This is a genomic window from Pseudomonas sp. GD03903 (assembly GCF_029840045.1).
In the GTDB taxonomy this organism is placed as follows: domain Bacteria; phylum Pseudomonadota; class Gammaproteobacteria; order Pseudomonadales; family Pseudomonadaceae; genus Pseudomonas; species Pseudomonas pseudonitroreducens.
The window spans coordinates 132,384-151,551 of the sequence record NZ_JAOCBT010000008.1 but is presented as its reverse complement, the minus strand read 5'-3'; the positions used below and the strand labels follow the sequence as shown (position 1 = coordinate 151,551).

Sequence of the window (19,168 nt, the reverse complement as noted above, 5' to 3'; positions counted from 1 at the left end):
CTCGATCAAGCCTGCCGCCGATTTCTTCAGTTTCAGTCCCGCGAAACACCGAGCTCCAGCAGGGCAAGGCGCTCTTCCAGGGCGGCGATGCGCGCTTCCAGTTCAACCAGGCGGCCTTCGTCGTGGCCGCCACCGTCGCTGCGTTCGCTGGAGGCGCGGCTGCCGCTGGCAGCGATGGCCGCTTCACGGTCTTCCTCGGTGCCCAGCAGATGCATGTAGCGGTCTTCACGCTGGCCGCTCTGGCGCTCCAGTTGCGCGGCCATGCCGCGGCCGGCGAGGCGTTCGAGCTGGTGGCGGACTTCCTCGGTGTCGTCGAAGTCGTGCATGCGCTGGCTGCGGGTGAGCAGTTCGTTGAGGGTCTGCGGGCCGCGCAGGAACAGCAGGCCGAGCAGGATGACCTGTGGTTTGACCAGCTCCAGCGCCTTGTCCAGCCGCTGTTCCCAGCGGTCGGCACGGCTGCCCATGACCAGCCGGGTCATCTCGCGCCCTTCCAGATGACGCAGGGATTGGCCGACCTGGCCGGGGGTGACATTCATCACCGGGTCGCGGCTGGTCTTCTGATTGCAGGCGGTGACCAGGGCATTCAGGGTCAGCGGGTAGGCTTCAGGCGTAGTGAGCTGCTTTTCGATCAGGCATCCGAGCACGCGAGCATCCACGGCGCTGAGCGGTTCGAAGTCGGGCAGGGTGTCGAGCGACTGGCTCATGGCGTCTTCCGTCAGATTGGCAACCGCCCTAGCCTAGCCAATTGCGCGGCGTTTGGCAGCCTCAGGCTGCACCAGCCAGACGGCGGTTCAGCGGTCGTTCAATGACCGCCCAGTGGGAAAAGGACGCCGCCAGCTCCTCCTCGCGCCCCTGGGCATCACGTCCGAGGGTGCGCCGTGCAAGGTCGCCAGCGAACCAGTTGGCCGTATTGGCGGCGACCACTCGGCCTTCGCCATTGACCACCAGTGCCTCGTTTCCCATCTGCATCAGGCTGTTCAGCAGTACGCCCTCGAACTCGTGGAGGGCGATATCGGCGGCGGCAACGCCGATGAAGCGTCCATCCACCTGGATGGGCACGGAGAAGGCGAGGATATACAGATCGGTGCCGTAGAGGTCGACGAAGGGCCCGACCACCGAGGGTTGTCCACTGGTACGCGGACGCGAGAACCAGGGCATGTTGAGGTAGTTGTAGAAGCTCTCGCTGCGCCGGTTGAAGTTCAGGCTCATGGGCACGACCTTGTCGCCACGCCCGTGGTACCACCACTCCAGGTACATCTCCTGGTCGGCCAGTTCGCCCGGTTCGATCACTACGCCGGTGCCGTGCAGCCGCGTGCCATCATGGGTGAGGTCATGCTGGATCCGCGGACGCAGCGCGCCGAGGTCCTTCGAGGAAGGGCGCTTGCCCTCCTGCGCCAGTTCGCACCAGATCGCCACGACCTCGCCGGCCAGCTCGTCGAGGCGCTGGAAAACGTTACGGATGGAAGCGTCGATGCGCTGGGCGCAGCGCTGCAGTTCGTCCGTGGATTGTTCGCTGGACATGACCGGGGCCTCGCTCTTCTTGTTTTTGCGCGAACCAGAGAGGTTCGCTGAATCGGTTCGGTGTGCCATTGCGCACGCCCAAGCGGGCGCGCCGTGAAAGCAGCAAGCGCTGTGCCAGTCAGCCGTCGTCGGCCAGCAGGCTCAGGCGCAGGTTGATCAGGCGCTTGATGCCGCGGGTGACATGGGCTTCGGCCAGTGCGCCGGCCAGGTTCGAGTCGCCGGCGCTGATCGCTTCGAGGATGGCGCTGTGCTCCTGCTCGATGGCTGCCGGACCAGGAAATCCATCCACCGCCAGCCACAGCCATTCGCCGATTTCCGCCTGCAGGCGCGTCTCCGCGTGGGTCAGGCGCACGGACTGGGCAGCGACAGCAATCTCGATATGGAAACGTGCATCGGCGCGGCGCTGCTCCTGGCGCGTGGAGGCGCAGGCCAGGGCATCAAGGTACTGGGCGATGCGCGCCTGCTCGTCGGATGTGGAGCGCTGGGCGGCCAAGCGTGCAGCGGCACCGGCAATGGCGACGTGCTCGTCACCCAGGTCACGCAGCTCCAGCGCACTCATCTGGCGCAGCTGACCGAGCAGAGCCTCTTCCGAAGTGTGCTGCGGCGAGCAGACGAAGCTGCCGCCGTTGCGCCCGCGGCGCGTCTCGATCACGCCGCGCTCGCGCAATTCCGCCAACGCATCGCGCAGGGTCACGGTGGCGACGCCGAACTGCATCGCCAGTTCACTTTCGCTGGGCAGTTGCTCGCCTTCGGCATACAGACCGAGGTCGACCATTTCCACCAGCCGGCGTGCAACTTCCTCGGTGCGCCCTTCCTGGCGCAGGCGCATGAAGCTGGCGGGACGGACTTTCCTGAATTCGTTCATAGGCGGCAGTGCGAGGGGCGCGGACGCTTCCTGCGCGGAATCTTCCTGTTCTGGCGGTGACGACGAAGTCTATCTGCAGGCTGGCAGCGGCTTCGCTCAAAACTATGTCTCCATATTTTTAAATCGCTTTCCGGACTTTCAGCAAGGTCTTTTGCCATGAAATGCCCATTGAAGTGCTCATTTTTCGCCCCGTATTGGCAACCGGAAAATCTTAAGATATGGTTTCAAATGTATTTGCCAGAGACGGCCAACCAGCTGTCCCCGCCCACAACAGCAAGAACGAGGAGCGATACGCATGAGCCAGCCAACCCGCGCCGAATGGGAAGCCCGCGCCAAGTCCCTGAAGATCGAGGGCCGCGCCTTCATCCAGGGCGAGTACCTCGCCGCCGCCTCCGGCGACACCTTCGATTGCATCAGCCCGGTGGACGGCCGCCTGCTGGCCAAGGTCGCCAGCTGCGACGCCGCCGACGCCGAGCGCGCTGTGCGGAGCGCCCGCGCCACCTTCGACTCCGGCGTCTGGTCGCGTGAGGCGCCGGCGACCCGCAAGGCAGTGATGATCCGCTTCGCCGCGCTGCTGGAAGAGCACGCCGAGGAGTTGGCGCTGCTGGAAACCCTGGACATGGGCAAGCCCATCGGCGACTCGCTGAACGTCGACCTGCCGGGCGCCGCCGACTCGTTGCGCTGGAGTGGCGAGGCCATCGACAAGGTCTACGACGAAGTGGCCGCCACCTCCCATGACCAGCTCGGCCTGGTCACCCGCGAGCCGGTAGGCGTGGTCGCCGCCATCGTGCCGTGGAACTTCCCGCTGATGATGGCCGCGTGGAAACTCGGCCCGGCGCTGGCCACCGGTAACTCGGTGATCCTCAAGCCGTCCGAGCGCTCGCCGCTGACCGCCATCCGCATCGCCCAGCTGGCCATCGAAGCGGGCATTCCCGCCGGCGTGCTGAACGTGCTGCCGGGCTATGGTCACACCGTCGGCAAGGCCCTGGCGCTGCACATGGACGTAGACACCGCGGTGTTCACCGGCTCCACCAGGATCGCCAAGCAACTGATGGTCTACGCCGGCGAGTCGAACATGAAGCGCGTCTGGCTGGAAGCCGGCGGCAAGAGCCCGAACATCGTCTTCGAAGATGCCCCGGATCTGCAGGCTGCCGCCGAAGCCGCTGCCGCCGCCATTGCCTTCAACCAGGGCGAAGTGTGCACCGCCGGCTCACGCCTGCTGGTGCAGAAGTCGATCAAGGCGAAGTTCCTGCCGCTGGTGGTCGAGGCCCTCAAGGGCTGGAAGGCCGGCCACCCGCTGGACCCGGAAACCAACGTCGGCGCGCTGGTCGACGGCCGCCAGTTGGAACAGGTGCTGGGCTACATCCAGGCCGGCCAGGACGAAGGCGCGAAGATTCTCACCGGCGGCAAGCGCGTGCTGGAGGAAACCGGTGGCACCTACGTCGAGCCGACGCTGTTCGATGGCGTGAGCAACGCGATGAAGATCGCCCGCGAGGAAATCTTCGGCCCGGTGCTCTCGGTCATCGAGTTCGAGGATGCCGAGGAAGCTATCCGCATCGCCAACGACACCCAGTACGGGCTGGCGGCGGCGGTGTGGACCCGCGACATATCCAAGGCCCACCTAACCGCCCGTGCCCTGCGCGCCGGCAGCGTGTGGGTGAACATGTACGACGGCGGCGACATGACCGCGCCCTTCGGCGGCTTCAAGCAGTCGGGCAATGGCCGTGACAAGTCGCTGCACGCCTTCGACAAGTACACCGAGCTGAAGGCGACCTGGATCAAGCTGTAACGCGATCCAGAAGACGAGAGGTTTGGAGCAAGACGGCGCGCGGGTAAATCGCGCGCCGAACAATAACAACAACGCTTTCCGTTGCACCCGATTGGCTGCCGACGCGAAAACCTCAGACAGGAACCCCACGATGAACAGCTCGATCCAGCCAGGCGCCGCCCTGGACCGCGACGCGGAGCAACTCCGCGCGCTGGGCTACACCTCCAATTTCGAACGCAGCATGACCCTCTGGCAGAACTTCGCCCTGGGTTTCACCTACCTCTCGCCGGTGGTCGGCGTGTACACCCTGTTCGGCCTGTGCCTGGCCGCGGGCGGGCCGCCGATGTTCTGGTCCTACCTGCTGGTGGGCATCGGGCAGATGCTGGTGTGCCTGATCTTCTGCGAAGTCGTCTCGCAATTCCCCATCTCCGGCGGCGTCTACCCCTGGGCGCGACGCCTGGTGGGCAAGCGCTGGGCGTGGATGGTCGGCTGGATCTACTCGGTGTCGCTGTGCGTGACCATCGCCGCCGTGGCCCTCGGCGCCGGCCCGTACATCGCTACCCTGCTCGGCTTCGAGTCCACACCGGTTACCAACACCTTCGTCGCCCTGGCGCTGACAGTGATCGCCACCCTGCTCAACCTCTCCGGCACCAAGCTGCTGGCCCGCGTGGCCATGTTCGGCTTCATTTGCGAGCTGCTCGGCGCCCTGGTGATCGGCACCTACCTGCTGATCTTCGAGCGTCACCAGCCCTTCTCGGTGCTGTTCAACACCTTCGATATCCGCATCGACGGCAGCTACTGGCCGGCCTTCCTCACCGCCTCGCTGGCAGGGATGTTCCTCTACTACGGCTTCGAGGCCTGCGGTGACGTCGCCGAAGAAACCCCGAACCCCAGCCGGCGGATTCCCAAGGCCATGCGCATGACCATCTGGATCGGCGGCGGCGCGGCGATCTTCGCCGCCCTGGCGCTGATCCTCGCGGTACCGGACATGCAGGCGGTGATCTCCGGCGCCGATAAAGACCCGATGACCACCATCCTCGACAACGCCTTCGGCGTGACCGGCGCACGCCTGGTGATGGCGGTGATCATCGTCTCGTTCGTCTCCTGCGTGCTCAGCCTGCAGGCCGCCGCCAGCCGCCTGCTGTACTCCTACGCCCGCGACGAGATGGTGATGGGCAGCGGTCTGCTCAAGCGCCTGTCGCCCAATACCCATGTACCCGTTGCGGCGCTGATCGCCTGCGGCGTGATCCCCAGCGTGATCGTCTGCGCCGGCTTCTACCTGCAGAACGCCATCGCCATGGTGGTGAGCTTCGCCGCCATCGGCATCTACCTGTCGTTCCAGATGATCGTCGGCGGCGCCCTGTTCGCCCGTCTGCGCGGCTGGAAGCCAAGCGGCGCCTTCACCCTGGGCAACTGGGGCTGGATCGTGAACATCCTGGCGCTGACCTACGGCGTGCTGGCGATCATCAACATGTCCTGGCCGCGCACCCCGGATGCGCCCTGGTACCTGAACTACGGGATCATCCTGGTGGGTGGCATCGTGATCCTGCTGGGCCTGGCCTACATGGCGCTGTTCCGCCCGTATGACAAGGGCACCGCGCCCCACGGGGATGCGTGGAAGCTGCATCAGCAGTAAGTGTTGGAGTGAAATGAAAACGCCCGGCAAGGATGCCGGGCGTTTTTGTTTCTGCGGAATTTTTGGTGTAGGAGCGAGCTTGCTCGCGAACGGGTTCACCGGGAAATTCGGCATTGAGCGGGTTCGCGAGCAAGGGTTCAGGCGAGCTCTTCGGTTTCGGGCCAGAGGCGCTGTCCTGCGCCGGGTGTTTCCATCCACTGCTTCAGCGAACGCGTCGGCAGGTCGAAGTACTCCCGGGTGCGCGAGTAGCCATGCCCACCCATGCGGCCGATGGCGTCGAGGCCGAGTTGGTCGATGTACAGCGTGGCCGGGTCGATCAGGTCGTCGCGCACGTGGGCCATCAGCACTTCGCCGAGGATGATTTCCCGCGATTGGCCGATGGACAGCGCCATCATCCGTCGGCATTCCAGCGCTACCGGTGCCTCGCCGATGCGCGGGCAGCCCACACGGGTACCGGGGATGGCGGTGAGGCCGGCGGCAACCAGTTCGTCGAAGCCCGGCTCGAAGGGCACGGCACAAACGTTCATCGCCTCCACCAGCGCGTCGGAAACGATATTCACGGTGAACTCCTGGTTCTGCCGGATGTTCAGCGTGGTGTCCTTGGGGCTCAGGTCGCTGTAGTTCTCCACGCCCAGGGCGAGGATCGGCGGGTCGGCCGAGAGTGCATTGAAGAAGCTGAAGGGCGCGGCGTTGGCGCGGCCTTCGGCATCGATGGTGGTGACCAGGGCGATCGGCCTAGGCACCACGCTGCCGATGAGGATCTTGTATTTCTCGCGGGCAGACAGCTGCTGGAAATTGAAGCTGAGCATGGGGGTTCCTTCAGAAGGCACTGGGCGCGTGGGCGTCGAGCAAGGGCGCAGCAGCGCTATAGGTGTCGGCAAAGGGAATCGCGGAGTGGAACAGCGTGCGCCACGGCGGGTTGCCGAAAGCGCGCTCGGCGTGGTGCTGCATCTGCTTCTGGAACAACGCGTCGGCGCGACGTTGCAAGTCGGCGTAATCGACACCGGTCACCTGGCCGCCCTGCATCACGCAGCGGCCATCGATGAAGCTGGCAATGCAGTCGTCGCCACGGCCGGCAGTAAACAGGTTCTTCAGCGGGTCGAAGAACGGCCCCTGATGGAAGTCACCGAGGCGGAACACAGTGATATCCGCGCGGGCGCCAGGAGCGAGACGGCCGAGGTCATCACGGCCCAGCGCCTGGGCGCCACCGAGAGTTGCTGCGTTGTAGAGGTCGAGCATGCGCGTGTGCTCGGCATCGCCTTCTTTTACCCGCGAAATGTTCAGGCCCTGGCGCAGGTTATCGAGCATGTCCGCCGGGAAGGTATCGGTGCCCATGGCGAGGTTGATACCGCGTGCGCGGTAGGCACCGAAGGAGTCCAGCGCATCGCCTTCGCGGGCGAACACCACGGGGCAATGCACGAGGCTCGCGCCGGTATCGGCGAGGCGCTGCAACTCGTGCTCGCCGCTGTGCAGGATGCCGTGGGGCAGCACGCTGCGCGGGTTGAGCAGACCGTAGCTGTCCAGCCATTGCAGGGACGAGGTGTCGCGCAGACGGCGCACCAGTTCGACTTCGTAGCGCGACTGGCAGCAATGCAGGCGCAGCGGCGCATCCAGTTCGCGCTGCACGGCGGCGGTGCGCTCCAGCAGTGCGGGTGTGCAGGTTTCGATGCGGTCCGGAAGCAGCGCACCGCGCACCAATCCGTTGTGCGCGCCATCGAAGTCGCGGAAGAAACGTTCGGCTTCCCGTAGCCCGGCAAGGCCGGCGGATTCGTCCCAGTGCTGCGCAGGGCTGCCATCGGCGCGAGCATAGGTCATGCCGCTCATGTAACAGGGGCCGAGATAGGTGCGCAGGCCGAGCTCGCCGGAAAGCGCAGCGACTCCGGCAAATTCGTCGTAGTGCTCGGCCCAGCGCCGGTAGTACATCGAGGTGATCGGCATGGCGGTGGTGATGCCGTTGCGGATCAGCTGGGTGAAGGCGTAGCGGTATTTGAACAGCTCCTCCTCCGGGCTGTAGCACTCGCTCGGCCCGGCGCGCAGGTAGTCTTCGGACCAGACGCGGCCCATGTTCCACTCGGCGCCGTTATCCAGGGTGAGCACGGTGGAGTCCAGATCGCCGAGTGCATCGAGATCGATGAAGCCAGGGCCGATCAGCGCGTGGCCGTAGTCGATCCACTGGCTGACTTCGCCGGGAAAACCGCGGCCGACAAAGACGATCTTCGCGCCTTCGAACACGACTTCGCCGTGACGCCAGAGCACGTGTTGGCGACCGTCGAAGCCGACCACGAAGCTGGCTTTCAGACCAATGCGAGAAGTGCTCACAGACCCCGCTCCTGCAGACGAGAGGCCAACAGGCGACCCTGCTCGGCAATCAGCCTGCCAGACTTGAATACCTGGCGCTGCGCCGGGCGCGCGACCACGGCTTCACCGAGGGTCTGCACCGGCAACAGGAGGAAGTCCGCCGCCGCGCCGAGTTCAAGGCGCGCGGGCTCGCGACCCAGCGCCCGGGCACCGTTGGCAGTGGCCGCGCCGAATGCAGCGGCGAGGTCGTCGTCCTTGCACAGGTCGAAGCGGAAGGCCAGCAGCATGGCGCGTTCGAGCATGTCGCCATTGCCCATGGGCGACCAGGCATCGCGGATGCCGTCGCTGCCCAGGCACAGGTTGACGCCGGCTTCGCGCAGGGCAAGGAACGGCGGCACCGGGGTGTCGGCCGGCGCAGAACTCATCAGGGAAATACCCAGTTCGGAGAGCCGCTCGGCCAGCGGTTCGACCTGCTCCCACGGTGCCATGCCCAGGCAATAGGCGTGGCTGATCATGACCTTGCCCTGCAGACCGTGACGCTCGGTGTACTCAGCGATGCGGGCGATCTGCCAGAGGCCCAGCTCGCCTTTGTCGTGCAGGTGGATGTCCACGCCACGCCCGAACTCCACGGCCAGGCCGAAGACGATATCCAGCTGCGCGATGGGATCGTCGTCGATGCCGCAGGGGTCCAGACCTCCGACGTTTTCCACACCCAGCTGCATGGCTTCACGCATCAGCTCGGCGGTGCCGGGGCGACTGACCAGGCCAGTCTGCGGGAAGACCACGAACTGCATGTCGATCAGGTCGGCGTAGCGCTCGCGCAGCGCCTGCATGGCGACCACGTGGCGCAGGCCCAGCTCGGGATCGATGTCGACGTGACAGCGGAAAGTCAGCGAACCACGGGCGATGCACTGTTCCAGCAGCGCGCCGGCACGCTCGGCAATCGGCGCTTCGATCTCGCGCAGCACGCGGCGCTCGTTGGCGATGTAGTCCTTGAGCGTGGGGCCGGCGCTGTTCGGACGCCAGGGTTGGCCCCAGAGGGTCTTGTCCAGGTGGCAGTGGCTTTCCACCAGCGGCGGCACGAGCAATTGGCCGGCGCCGTCGATCTCGCCCGGCTGGATGTCGGCGCCGCTTGCCGGGCGGCGCTCGGCGATGCGGCCATCACGAATGAGGAAGTCTTCCGCGGCGTTGCCCAGCGGGCGGATGTTGCGCAGCCAGTAGCTGTCGGTCATGGGGACCTCGAAACAGGAAGTTGGATCGGTGCTGTTTTGTAGGATGGGTGGAGCCTGCGATACCCATCGTTTTGCCGGTCGCATGGGTATCGCTCCGCTCCACCCATCCTACGAAGAGCGAAAAACGAGCACGAGATTCGGGTGAGGACTCAGCCCTTGAGCTTGGACCAGATGCGGTCCTGCAGCTCGCGGGACTTGTTGCTGCATTCCTTTTCCAGGCGCAGGCGCTGTGCGTATTCCTCGGGCATGTTGATCGCGTCCATGACCTTCCACTTGGCGTCGAGCAACTGGTCGGTCTGGATGCCGTTGGAATAGGCGATGGCGTTGGTCACTGCGGCAGCGTTCTCCGGCTTCATCATCCAGTTGATGAAGACCTTGGCGTTCTCCGGGTGCGGCGCGCTTTTCGGCACGGCGAAGTTGTCCTGGAAGGAGGCCACGCCCTCGCGCGGGTAGACATACTTGATGGTGCTCTTCTGCAGCGTCGCGCGCGCGGTGGAACCGTTCCAGTTCTGCATCAGCACCACTTCGCCGGAGGCCATGCGGTCCACGGTGTTGTCCGAGCTGTACATCTTCAGGAAGGGCTTCTGCTTCTGCAGCAGTTCGAGAATCTTCTTCGCGTCCTGCGGGTTCTCGGTGCACTCGTCGACGTTCAGGTAATGCGCGGCGGCGTTGATCAGGCTGCTCGGCGTATCCAGTGCGGCGACCTGGCCCTGCAGCTCCGGACGCGGTTCGAAAAACTCCTTCCACGAATCGTCCAGCTTGCCGCCCGGCACCCGCGCGCTGTCGTAGGAGAAGCCGGTGGTGCCCCACAGGTAGGGCGCCGAGTACTTGCGGCCCGGATCGAAGGCCGGGTCGCGGAACGCCGGTTTGACGAACTGGAAGTTGGCCAGCTTGGGCGTGTCGATTTCCAGCAGCAGGTTCTGGTTGATCAGTGTCTGCATGATCGAATGCGACGGCACGATCACGTCGTATGCCGCACCGCCGGCCTGCAGTTTCGCCAGCAGGGTTTCGTTGCTGTCGTAGCCGTCCATGGTGACCTTGATGCCGGTCTCCTTCTCGAACTTGGCCAGCAGTTCCACCGGGTAGTAGTCGGTCCAGTTGTAGAAGAACAGCTGCTTGGGCTCCTCGGCCTGGGCAACGCCCGCGGCCAGCAGGGCGAGGGACAAACCGGCAAGGCCGTGACGCAGGGCATTCAACTTCATAGGGCTCTCCGAAAAGCTAAAGGTCAGGGTCGGCAGTCGTTATCAGGCGTCCGGTTTGCCGCGCTGGCCGAGCCAGTACGACAGCACCACGAGGACGATGGAAATCACCAGCATCAGGGTCGAGATGGCATTGATCTCGGGCGTCACCCCGGCCTTGATGGCCGAGAAGATGTAGACCGGCAGCGTCGTCGAGCCAGGGCCGGCGACGAAGAAGGTCATGATGAAGTCGTCGAGGCTGACCACGAACGCCAGTACAGCGCCGGACAGCACCGCCGGCCACAGCAGCGGCAGGGTCACCCGGCGGAACACCTGGTAGGGGCTGGCGTAGAGGTCGCCGGCGGCTTCCAGCAGGCTCTTGTCGAGGTCGTTCAGGCGCGCGCGGATCGGCAGGTAAGCGAACGGAATACAGAAGCCGACGTGGGCGACGATCACCGTCATCAGTCCGAGCTTGATACCCAGCGACATGAACAGCAGCAGCGTGGCCACCGCAATGACGATCTCCGGCAGGATCAGCGGCAGGTTGATTCCGCCTTCCACCATCCGCCGCCCGTAGAACGGCCGCGAGGTTGCCAGCGCCGCCGCCAGGGCGATCGCCGTGGACAGCACGGTAGCGAAGCCCGCCACCACCAGCGAGTTGAAGGCCGCCGCCTGGATCGAAGGGTTGGCGACGATCTTGCCGTACCAGGCGAAGGAGAACTCGGTCCACACCGTGGCCGAACGGTTGGCGTTGAAGCTGTAGGCGATCAACACAAAGATCGGCAGATACAGGTACGCCAGCACCAGCAGGCTGGTCTCGCGGGTGCCGGGGAGTTTCTTCAGGTGCTGGGCGATCATGCGGAAGCTCCCAGGTGGACGGCCTTGGCGGCGCGGCGGCTATAGAGGGCGAACGCGATCAGCGCGAGCAGCATGATCGCCAGCAGCAGGAACGACAGCGAACCGCCCAGCGGCCAGTTGCGCGCGGTGCCGAACTGCTGCTGGATCAGGTTGCCGATCATCAGCGTCTTGCCGCCGCCGAGGATGGCGGGGGTGATGAACGCGCCCAGGCTAGGCACGAACACCAGCAGCGAGCCGGCAATCACGCCGGGCATGGACAGCGGCAGGATCACCCGGCGCAGCGCCTTCCAGCGATTCGCGCCAAGGTCGTAGGCGGCTTCGACCAGGCGCCAGTCGAGCTTCTCCAGCGTCGAGTAGATCGGCAGGATCATGAATGGCAGGAAGCTGTAGACCAGGCCGACGCAGACCGCGAAGTCGTTGTACAGCAGGGTGATGCCACCGGCCTGGGGGAACAGCGCGTTGACCGTCTGGGCGATCCAGCCGTGTTCGCGGAGGATGATCAGCCAGGCGTAGTTGCGGATCAGCAGGTTGGTCCAGAACGGAATGGTGATCAGCAGCACCATGAGGTTGCGCGAACGCTCGCTCAGGCTGGTCATCCACAGCGCCACCGGGAAGCCGAAGAGGAAGCACAGCAGCGTGGTGCCGCCAGCCTGGAACAGTGAACGCAGCAGCGCCTGGGCGTAGACCCAGTTGAGCTCCAGGTTGCCGTCGAAATCCTCCTGGAAGAACAGCTGCACGTAGCTCTGGATCTGCCAGTCGGCGTGCCAGTTGACGCCGCCATAGAGGTTGCGCGGCAACAGGCTGATGTAGCCCATGATCGCCAGCGGAATGGCGATCAGCCCGAGCAGCGTCAGCGCCACCGGGCTGAGCAGCAACAGGCGTCGGGTAGTGGGCGACTCCTTCATGCTCAGGCCTCCATCAGCAGGCAGGCCTGGGGCGGCAGGTGCACCGCCACGGCCTCGCCGACGTCGCGGGCGCGGCCGCCCTCGTTGCTCTCGCGCAGGGTGATCTGCGAGGCATCGGGCAGGCGGCAGCGATACAGCGTGGCAGTGCCGACGTACATCACCGTCTCGATCACCGCGCGCAGGTGGTGCGGCTGCGACGGGTCGACCAGCTTGGAACGTTCCGGGCGGAAGGCCAGCTGCACGCTGGCGCTGCTCAGACCTGCCGGCAGCTCACAGGGAATCTCTGCGGCCATGGCGTTGGGGTGGAAGCCGCCCTGGCGCATCTGCCCGGGGAGGAAATTGATGTCACCGATGAACTGCGCGACGAAGCGATGCGTCGGGCGTTCGTAGATCTCGTTGGGCGTGCCGATCTGCATGATGTTGCCGTGGGACATCACGGCGATGCGGTCGGACAGGGTCAGCGCCTCCTCCTGGTCGTGGGTGACGAAGATGAAGGTGATGCCCGCCTCTTCCTGCACGCGCTTGAGCTCGACCTGCATTTCCTTGCGCAGCTTCAGGTCCAGGGCGGACAGCGGTTCGTCGAGCAGCAGGACCGAAGGCTTGGGCGCCAGCGCACGGGCCAGGGCCACACGTTGTTGCTGGCCGCCGGAGAGCTCGGCCGGTTTGCGCCGGGCGAGGTGTTCCATCTGCACCAGCGCGAGCATTTCCTTCACCCGCTTCGGAATCTCCGAGCGCTGTAGGCCCTGCATTTCCAGTCCGAAGGCGATGTTCTCGCTCACCGACATGTGCGGGAACAGCGCGTAGCTCTGGAACACGGTGTTGATGCGGCGGCGGTACGGCGGCAGGTCGTTGACCCGCTCGCCGCCGACAAGGATGTCGCCGGAGGTGACATTCTCGAACCCGGCGATGCTGCGCAGCAGCGTGGTCTTGCCGCAGCCGGACGGCCCCAGCAGGGTGAAGAATTCGTTATGGGCGATGTCGACCGACACTTCGTTGAGGGCGGGAGCGACGTTGGGATCATCGGTGTAGCGCTTGCTGACCCGACGCACCTCGACTGACGACGAGTGATTCATTTTGGTGCATTCCTCTTGTTTTTGTATGCAATATTTGAATGCAATCTAGAAATAGCTGATGTATTTTTCTTCTGCAACTGGTTTTGCACGGACGGTTTTGCGGCATCCTTTGAAGGGTCAAGCAAGAGGCGGAGTCGCTCATGACGGAGAAGCACCCCGAATCCACGGTGGAACGCGTCTACCAAGGGGTTTACGAGGCGATCAGCAAGCGCAGCCTGCGCCCGGGCATGAAGCTCGGCGAGGCGGCATTGGCGGATTTGTTCAAGGTCAGCCGCACTTCGGTGCGCGCGGCGCTGAAACATCTGGAAGCGGATGGGCTGGTATCCAGCGCGCTCAACAAGGGTGCATGGGTGTCATTGCCCAGCGACGAGGAGATCCGCTCGCTGTTCGAAACACGGCGGCTGATCGAGATCGGCATCGTCAGCGAACTCTGCCGCCGCGCAGACAGCGCGATCATCCAGGACCTGCGCGAGCACGTGGCGCTGGAAGAGGCGACCCATGACCATGACCACGCGCGGTTCGTCCACCTGTTGGGCGAATTCCACCTCAAGCTGGCGGCGGCACTGAACAACCCGGTGCTGCTGGATTTCTTCCGCAAGCTGATCGAGCGCGCCTCGCTCTACGCCACTACCCTGGACGACGACCAGCACGAAACCTGCCGCGGCAACGAGCACCAGAAGTTGATCGAGTACATCGAAGCGGGCAACCAGGCGGCGGCCATCGAGCTGACCTGCATGCACCTGAACGCCATCGAGCAGGCGATCATCAAGGCAGCAGGGAACCTCAAGGCGGACTATCACCCGCTCAAGCATCTGATTGGTGGCTGAAACTTTGTGTAGGAGCGAGCTTGCTCGCGAACAGAAGCTCCAGGCCAGCTCCAGCCCCAACGCTTGCACCGAACTGTCCCTCTCCGTGAACGGCGAGGGAGCGAATTGCGGTGCCAACCGGGAGCGCTGGTTCGCGAGCAAGCTCGCTCCTACGAAGAACCAAACAAAACGCCCGGCATTGGCCGGGCGTCTGCTTTCAGGCAGTCGGGCCGCCCGTAATCCGGTCGAAGCCCCGGCGGATCTCCTCTTCGGGCAGGTTGTCACCGATGAAGACGATCACGCTCTCGCGCTGCTCGTTGCCCTTCCACTCGGTGTCCCAGTCGAACCCATAGAGCCGCAGCACGCCCTGGAATACCAGGCGGCGTTCCTCCCCGGCGATGTTCAGCACGCCCTTGTAGCGCAGCAGCGAGTTGCCGTGCCATTGCAGCAGGTCGTCCATGAACTCGCTGAGCCGCTCGATATCCAGTGGATTGTCGCTGCGCAGCACCAGCGTGGAGATGCGGTCGGTAGTGTCCGCCGCCGGTCGCACCGGGCGCAGCAGCGGGCGCAGGCCGACGTCGGCGTTGAGGTTGAAGCCGCGCACGTCGAGCAGGCGTTCCAGCTCGATGGCGCCGTGCTCCACCGCGTGGATTTCGGCGCGTCGATTGATGCGCTGCAGGCGCTCCACCAGGGCCTCGTATTGCTCCGGCGACACCAGGTCGCGCTTGCTCACCAGGATACGGTCACCGAAGCCGACCTGGGCCTGGGCGATGGCTTCCTGCAGGTGACGGTCGGCGTTGGCGGCGTCCACCAGGGTGATGATGCCGTCGAGCAGATAACGCTCGCGCAGGGTCTCGTCGACGAAAAACGTCTGCGCCACCGGGGCCGGATCAGCCAGGCCGGTGCACTCGATCACCAGGCGGTCGAAATCCAGCTCGCCGTTGTCGCGGCGCTCCAGCAGGACGTAGAGCGCACGCTCGAGGTCGCTATTGATGGTGCAGCAGACGCAGCCGTTGGACAGCGTCGTCACCTGTACCGCGTCGTCGCCGAGCAATTGGGCATCGATGGGTGTCTCGCTGAATTCGTTCTCGATCACGGCGATCTTCAGGCCGTGTTCGGCCTTGAGGATGTACTTGAGCAGGGTGGTCTTGCCGGCCCCAAGGAAACCGGTGAGAACAGTCACCGGAATCTGCGGCACGCTTGCGGAATCGGTCATGGGAACTTCCAGGCAATCGGAAAAGAAAACGGGCCGCGATCGCTCGCGGCCCGCAATTCCATTTATGAAACGCCGACGAGGCAAGGCGCCAGTGGCGGGAAAAAGCGGAGTCTACTTCAATAGACGAGCACTTTTCCCGCCGCTGGCAACGCAGCATCGGCCACGCAGCCAGTTTCATCGCATCAGCAGCAGCGGATCGGCCTTCCCTTGCCACCACCGTAGCGCGCTTCCTGACGCTCGCGGAAGAACTCCTCGTAGGTCATCGGAGTCTTGTCCGGGTGCTTGTTCTGCATGTGCTGAACGTAGGTGTCGTAATCGGGCATGCCGACCAGCATACGTGCGGCCTGTCCGAGATACTTACCCATGCGGCTGAGGTCATTGAACATGGTGAACCTCCGTCAGGCGTCCGGGATCGGCTGGAACGGAGCCTCCTTGTCGGTGCGCTCCTTCTTGGTCCAGGCGCTGGCGCCTACCTTGATCGCGTACACCAGCACACTGAACACCACCAGCAGGAACAGCACGGTGAGGCCGGCGTTGATGTAGGCGTTCATCATCACGTGCTGCATCTGGCCGATGTCCTTGGCCGGGGCGATGATCTGCCCGGCGTCCAGGCCGGCGGAGTACTTCTTGCCCAGGGCGATGAAGCCCACGGCCGGGTTGCTGTCGAACAGCTTGATCAGGCCCGCGGTGGTGGTGCAGATCAGCAGCCAGGCGGCCGGCAGGGCGGTCACCCAGACGTACTGCTGGCGCTTCATCTTGATCAGCACGACGGTGGCGAGCATCAGCGCGATACCGGCAAGCATCTGGTTGGAGATGCCGAACAGCGGCCACAGCGTGTTGATGCCACCCAGCGGATCGACCACGCCCTGGTACAGCAGCCAGCCCCACAGCGCGACGCAGCCGCCGGTGCCGACGATGTTGGCGGTCCAGGATTCGGTCTTCTTCAGCGCCGGGACGAAGTTGCCCAGCAGGTCCTGCAGCATGAAGCGCCCGGCACGGGTGCCGGCGTCCACCGCGGTGAGGATGAACAGCGCCTCGAAGAGGATCGCGAAGTGGTACCAGAAGGCCATGGTGTTCTCACCCGGCAGCACCTGGTGAAGGATGTGCGCGATACCCACGGCGAGGGTCGGCGCACCACCGGCACGGGCCAGGATGGTGGTCTCGCCGATGTCCTTGGCGGTCTGGGCCAGCACTTCCGGGGTGATGGTGAAGCCCCAACTGCTGACGGTCGCGGCCACCGCGGTGACGTCGGTGCCGACCACGGCCGGCGGGCTGTTCATGGCGAAGTAGATGCCCGGCTCGATGACCGAGGCAGCGACCATCGCCATGATGGCCACGAAGGACTCCATCAGCATGCCGCCGTAGCCGATATAACGGGCGTCCGGCTCGCGGTTGAGCAGCTTGGGCGTGGTGCCCGAGGAGATCAGCGCGTGGAAGCCGGACACGGCGCCACAGGCAATGGTGATGAAGAGGAACGGGAACAGGCCGCCCTTCCACACCGGACCGGTGCCGTCGGTGAACTGGGTCAGGGCCGGCATCTTCAGCTCCGGCGAGACGATCACGATGCCGATGGCCAGAGCGATGATGGTGCCGATCTTGAGGAAGGTCGACAGATAGTCACGCGGCGCCAGCAGCAGCCACACCGGCAGCACCGAGGCGATGGCGCCGTAGGCGATCAGCATCCAGACGATCTGCACGCCATGGAAGGTGAACACCGGGGCCCACTCGGGGCTGGCGGCAATCTGCCCACCGAGCCAGATGGAACCCAGCAGCAGCACGATACCGACCACGGAAATCTCGCCGATGCGGCCCGGGCGGATGTAGCGCATGTACACTCCCATGAACAGCGCGATCGGGATGGTCGCCAGTACCGTGAACATGCCCCACGGGCTTTCGGCAAGGGCCTTCACCACGATCAGCGCGAGCACCGCGAGGATGATGATCATGATCAGGAACGCGCCGAACAGAGCGATGGTCCCCGCCACCTGCCCCATTTCCTCGCGGACCAGTTCACCCAGCGAGCGCCCGTTGCGGCGGCTGGAGATGAACAGAACCATGAAATCCTGCACGGCGCCGGCCAGCACCACGCCGGCGATCAGCCAGAGCGTGCCGGGCAGGTAGCCCATCTGCGCCGCCAATACGGGCCCGACCAGCGGGCCGGCGCCGGCGATGGCGGCGAAGTGGTGACCGAAGAGGATGTGCTTGTTGGTCGGGACGTAGTCCAGGCCGTCGTTGTTGAGGACCGCGGGGGTCGCTCGGTTGGGGTCCAGTTGCATCACCTTGGTGGCGATGAACAGGCTGTAGTAGCGGTAGGCGACCATATAGATGGCGACGGCCGCGACGACGATCCACAGTGCGTTGATGGCTTCGCCGCGGCGTAGCGCCACGACTCCCAAGGCAAATGCACCAACTATCGCCACCGCCAGCCAGGCGAGGTGACGTAGCAGGCTGTTGTTATTGTTCATAGCGAGGCTTCCGACAGTTTGAAGGCGAGAATTCGCAGAAAAATTCTAGTCTTTTCCAGCGACCCATTCATACGACCTTAGTCTAGAGCGGTTACGCGCTTATTGCCGGAGGTCAACGCGTTCCGACCCTGGAGTCAGGAAATGAAAAGGCCCGCTTGTGGCGGGCCTTTTCATGCTGCGACAGATCGTCAGGCAGGCTGCTTGGCGTACTGCGCCAGCGTCTGGTCACGGCTCATCACCGCCAGGGTGTTGTTCAGCACCTGCTCGCCGGTGGTGTCCTTGGAGGTGAAGATCTCACCGAAATGCTGCTGGGTGACCTGTGCGAAATGCGCGCGATCCTGGGTTGGAATGCCGAGCAGGACGGCGTAGGCATCCAGTGCTTCACCATGCCCCTGCGCCATGTTCTCGGCGATGTTGTCGAGCATGCCGTTCATGGCGAAGATCGAGCGGCCGCCGTAAGTGATGCGCTGATTGGCGTCGCAACCGTTGGTCCCCGAAGTCAGGCCGAAGGTGGCATTGCCCGAAGTACCGTTGGTGGTGGTGGCCAGCAGATGCGGGAACAGGCCGCGCTGACCGTCGAAGGCCATGTTGCCCCAACCGCAGCCCTTGCCGCTCTGCCCTGCTTCGTCAGCTTGCGCCAGCAGGCTGGCGGCGCTAAGCACTCCAATGATCAAACCCTTGCTCACGAGCTTCTTATCCATGTTCTGCACTCCGCAGTTGGTATTGGATTAACGCTCATGGAGCTTTGGCGAGGGCTGGCACCCTGTCAAACCTGCGTGGGATGTGTCTGACGGACGAAACCTCGGCAATCGACGTGCGACGCGTTTCCCGTGGCTTCTGTCTATAGTGAGGCAAAGCGGAAACGGCCGGAGAGCCACGACATGACTGACGATCACGACGAGCGCCGGCGCTTCCAGCGCATTGCCTTCGACGCCGGCACGGAGATCAGCCAGGGCGACCAGCGCTGGAAGGTGACGCTGCTGGACCTGTCTCTGCAGGGGCTGCTGGTGCAACGCCCGGAGCACTGGAACATAGTTGCCGCGGAGCCGGTGCAGGTGCGCATCTACCTGGGCTTCGACGTCAACGTCTATATGGAGGCCGATCTCGCCTGGGAGCGTGAGGGCCTGCTGGGCTTCAACTGCCGGCACATCGACCTGGATTCGATCAGCCACCTGCGCCGCCTGGTCGAACTGAACCTGGGCGACGAGTCGCTGCTGGAGCGGGAGCTGACGTTGCTCAGCGAGCACTGAACGACCGTGCCAACGTCGCGCGATCGCGGACGGAGCCCGCTCCTACACCAAGGTTGGCATTTTCGTAGGAGCGGACTTTGTCCGCGATCGCCTATCA

General features: G+C 64.5%; 18 protein-coding genes. 4 read left to right on the top strand and 14 right to left on the bottom strand.

Annotated features, from left to right (window positions below; genetic code table 11):
- Nucleotides 1–32: 32 nt before the first annotated feature.
- The 3 genes from N5C91_RS14995 to N5C91_RS14985 form a co-directional block, all read right to left on the bottom strand.
- Nucleotides 33–704: a DUF480 domain-containing protein gene (locus tag N5C91_RS14995; RefSeq protein ID WP_279830266.1), complete on the bottom strand. Its 672-nt coding sequence runs from the start codon at nt 702–704 to the stop codon at nt 33–35.
- A 61-nt stretch (nt 705–765) separates the two neighbouring features.
- Entirely contained in the window at nt 766–1,521 is a 756-nt protein-coding gene (locus N5C91_RS14990; protein WP_279830265.1) for a cache domain-containing protein, read from the bottom strand.
- Between the two features lie 118 nt (nt 1,522–1,639).
- Nucleotides 1,640–2,386, bottom strand: a complete 747-nt coding sequence (locus N5C91_RS14985) for an FCD domain-containing protein (protein WP_236175659.1) — start codon at nt 2,384–2,386, stop codon at nt 1,640–1,642.
- A gap of 295 nt (nt 2,387–2,681) precedes the next feature.
- Here N5C91_RS14985 and N5C91_RS14980 point away from each other — a divergent pair, with 295 nt between their 5' ends.
- Together N5C91_RS14980 and N5C91_RS14975 are read left to right on the top strand one after the other, a co-directional pair.
- Nucleotides 2,682–4,175 carry an aldehyde dehydrogenase gene (locus tag N5C91_RS14980; protein WP_279830264.1) on the top strand — a complete coding sequence of 498 codons (1,494 nt, stop codon included), beginning with the start codon at nt 2,682–2,684 and terminating at the stop codon, nt 4,173–4,175.
- A gap of 130 nt (nt 4,176–4,305) precedes the next feature.
- Nucleotides 4,306–5,790, top strand: a complete 1,485-nt coding sequence (locus tag N5C91_RS14975) for an amino acid permease (RefSeq protein ID WP_279830263.1) — start codon at nt 4,306–4,308, stop codon at nt 5,788–5,790.
- A gap of 137 nt (nt 5,791–5,927) precedes the next feature.
- Here N5C91_RS14975 and N5C91_RS14970 read toward each other — a convergent pair whose 3' ends face one another.
- The 7 genes from N5C91_RS14970 to N5C91_RS14940 form a co-directional block, all read right to left on the bottom strand.
- Nucleotides 5,928–6,599, bottom strand: a complete 672-nt coding sequence (locus tag N5C91_RS14970; protein ID WP_279830262.1) for a flavin reductase family protein — start codon at nt 6,597–6,599, stop codon at nt 5,928–5,930.
- A 10-nt stretch (nt 6,600–6,609) separates the two neighbouring features.
- On the bottom strand, nt 6,610–8,109 hold the full coding sequence (locus N5C91_RS14965) for an amidohydrolase family protein (RefSeq protein ID WP_279830261.1): 1,500 nt from the start codon (nt 8,107–8,109) through the stop codon (nt 6,610–6,612).
- Nucleotides 8,106–9,320, bottom strand: a complete 1,215-nt coding sequence (locus tag N5C91_RS14960; RefSeq protein ID WP_279830260.1) for an amidohydrolase family protein — start codon at nt 9,318–9,320, stop codon at nt 8,106–8,108. Before N5C91_RS14960 ends, N5C91_RS14965 begins: the two co-directional genes overlap by 4 nt.
- Before the next feature lie 149 nt (nt 9,321–9,469).
- On the bottom strand, nt 9,470–10,522 hold the full coding sequence (locus tag N5C91_RS14955; protein WP_279830259.1) for an extracellular solute-binding protein: 1,053 nt from the start codon (nt 10,520–10,522) through the stop codon (nt 9,470–9,472).
- Between the two features lie 42 nt (nt 10,523–10,564).
- A complete protein-coding gene (locus tag N5C91_RS14950; protein WP_045216633.1) occupies nt 10,565–11,356 on the bottom strand; it encodes an ABC transporter permease in 792 nt (263 codons plus the stop codon).
- Complete coding sequence (locus tag N5C91_RS14945; RefSeq protein ID WP_279830258.1) at nt 11,353–12,261, bottom strand: ABC transporter permease; 909 nt, start codon at nt 12,259–12,261, stop codon at nt 11,353–11,355. The genes N5C91_RS14950 and N5C91_RS14945 overlap by 4 nt, the downstream gene beginning before the upstream one ends.
- A 2-nt stretch (nt 12,262–12,263) precedes the next feature.
- On the bottom strand, nt 12,264–13,334 hold the full coding sequence (locus N5C91_RS14940; protein WP_045216629.1) for an ABC transporter ATP-binding protein: 1,071 nt from the start codon (nt 13,332–13,334) through the stop codon (nt 12,264–12,266).
- Between the two features lie 140 nt (nt 13,335–13,474).
- Here N5C91_RS14940 and N5C91_RS14935 point away from each other — a divergent pair, with 140 nt between their 5' ends.
- The gene (locus tag N5C91_RS14935; protein ID WP_236175639.1) at nt 13,475–14,161 is read left to right on the top strand and encodes a GntR family transcriptional regulator; all 687 of its coding nucleotides are present in this window, start codon (nt 13,475–13,477) and stop codon (nt 14,159–14,161) included.
- Between the two features lie 196 nt (nt 14,162–14,357).
- On the opposite strand, the gene yjiA is transcribed toward N5C91_RS14935, so the two are convergent.
- The 4 genes from yjiA to N5C91_RS14915 form a co-directional block, all read right to left on the bottom strand.
- Nucleotides 14,358–15,356: a GTPase gene (yjiA, locus tag N5C91_RS14930; protein WP_279830257.1), complete on the bottom strand. Its 999-nt coding sequence runs from the start codon at nt 15,354–15,356 to the stop codon at nt 14,358–14,360.
- A 182-nt stretch (nt 15,357–15,538) separates the two neighbouring features.
- Nucleotides 15,539–15,742, bottom strand: a complete 204-nt coding sequence (locus N5C91_RS14925; RefSeq protein WP_015478970.1) for a YbdD/YjiX family protein — start codon at nt 15,740–15,742, stop codon at nt 15,539–15,541.
- A gap of 12 nt (nt 15,743–15,754) precedes the next feature.
- Nucleotides 15,755–17,821 carry a carbon starvation CstA family protein gene (locus N5C91_RS14920; protein ID WP_236175637.1) on the bottom strand — a complete coding sequence of 689 codons (2,067 nt, stop codon included), beginning with the start codon at nt 17,819–17,821 and terminating at the stop codon, nt 15,755–15,757.
- Nucleotides 17,822–18,009: 188 nt separating this feature from the next.
- Complete coding sequence (locus tag N5C91_RS14915; protein ID WP_236175636.1) at nt 18,010–18,522, bottom strand: DUF3015 domain-containing protein; 513 nt, start codon at nt 18,520–18,522, stop codon at nt 18,010–18,012.
- A gap of 180 nt (nt 18,523–18,702) precedes the next feature.
- Here N5C91_RS14915 and N5C91_RS14910 point away from each other — a divergent pair, with 180 nt between their 5' ends.
- On the top strand, nt 18,703–19,071 hold the full coding sequence (locus N5C91_RS14910; RefSeq protein ID WP_184592153.1) for a PilZ domain-containing protein: 369 nt from the start codon (nt 18,703–18,705) through the stop codon (nt 19,069–19,071).
- The last annotated feature ends 97 nt before the right edge of the window (nt 19,072–19,168 follow it).

Excerpts from the sequence above, each read along its gene's own strand:
- N5C91_RS14985 (WP_236175659.1), bottom strand. The coding sequence starts at position 2,386 with ATGAACGAATTCAGGAAAGTCCGTCCCGCCAGCTTCATGCGCCTGCGC.
- N5C91_RS14975 (WP_279830263.1), top strand. The coding sequence starts at position 4,306 with ATGAACAGCTCGATCCAGCCAGGCGCCGCCCTGGACCGCGACGCGGAG.
- N5C91_RS14945 (WP_279830258.1), bottom strand. The coding sequence starts at position 12,261 with ATGAAGGAGTCGCCCACTACCCGACGCCTGTTGCTGCTCAGCCCGGTG.
- N5C91_RS14915 (WP_236175636.1), bottom strand. The coding sequence starts at position 18,522 with ATGGATAAGAAGCTCGTGAGCAAGGGTTTGATCATTGGAGTGCTTAGC.
- N5C91_RS14935 (WP_236175639.1), top strand. The coding sequence starts at position 13,475 with ATGACGGAGAAGCACCCCGAATCCACGGTGGAACGCGTCTACCAAGGG.
- N5C91_RS14995 (WP_279830266.1), bottom strand. The coding sequence starts at position 704 with ATGAGCCAGTCGCTCGACACCCTGCCCGACTTCGAACCGCTCAGCGCC.
- N5C91_RS14925 (WP_015478970.1), bottom strand. The coding sequence starts at position 15,742 with ATGTTCAATGACCTCAGCCGCATGGGTAAGTATCTCGGACAGGCCGCA.
- N5C91_RS14910 (WP_184592153.1), top strand. The coding sequence starts at position 18,703 with ATGACTGACGATCACGACGAGCGCCGGCGCTTCCAGCGCATTGCCTTC.
- N5C91_RS14980 (WP_279830264.1), top strand. The coding sequence starts at position 2,682 with ATGAGCCAGCCAACCCGCGCCGAATGGGAAGCCCGCGCCAAGTCCCTG.
- N5C91_RS14950 (WP_045216633.1), bottom strand. The coding sequence starts at position 11,356 with ATGATCGCCCAGCACCTGAAGAAACTCCCCGGCACCCGCGAGACCAGC.
- N5C91_RS14970 (WP_279830262.1), bottom strand. The coding sequence starts at position 6,599 with ATGCTCAGCTTCAATTTCCAGCAGCTGTCTGCCCGCGAGAAATACAAG.
- N5C91_RS14960 (WP_279830260.1), bottom strand. The coding sequence starts at position 9,320 with ATGACCGACAGCTACTGGCTGCGCAACATCCGCCCGCTGGGCAACGCC.
- N5C91_RS14920 (WP_236175637.1), bottom strand. The coding sequence starts at position 17,821 with ATGAACAATAACAACAGCCTGCTACGTCACCTCGCCTGGCTGGCGGTG.
- N5C91_RS14955 (WP_279830259.1), bottom strand. The coding sequence starts at position 10,522 with ATGAAGTTGAATGCCCTGCGTCACGGCCTTGCCGGTTTGTCCCTCGCC.
- yjiA (WP_279830257.1), bottom strand. The coding sequence starts at position 15,356 with ATGACCGATTCCGCAAGCGTGCCGCAGATTCCGGTGACTGTTCTCACC.
- N5C91_RS14990 (WP_279830265.1), bottom strand. The coding sequence starts at position 1,521 with ATGTCCAGCGAACAATCCACGGACGAACTGCAGCGCTGCGCCCAGCGC.
- N5C91_RS14940 (WP_045216629.1), bottom strand. The coding sequence starts at position 13,334 with ATGAATCACTCGTCGTCAGTCGAGGTGCGTCGGGTCAGCAAGCGCTAC.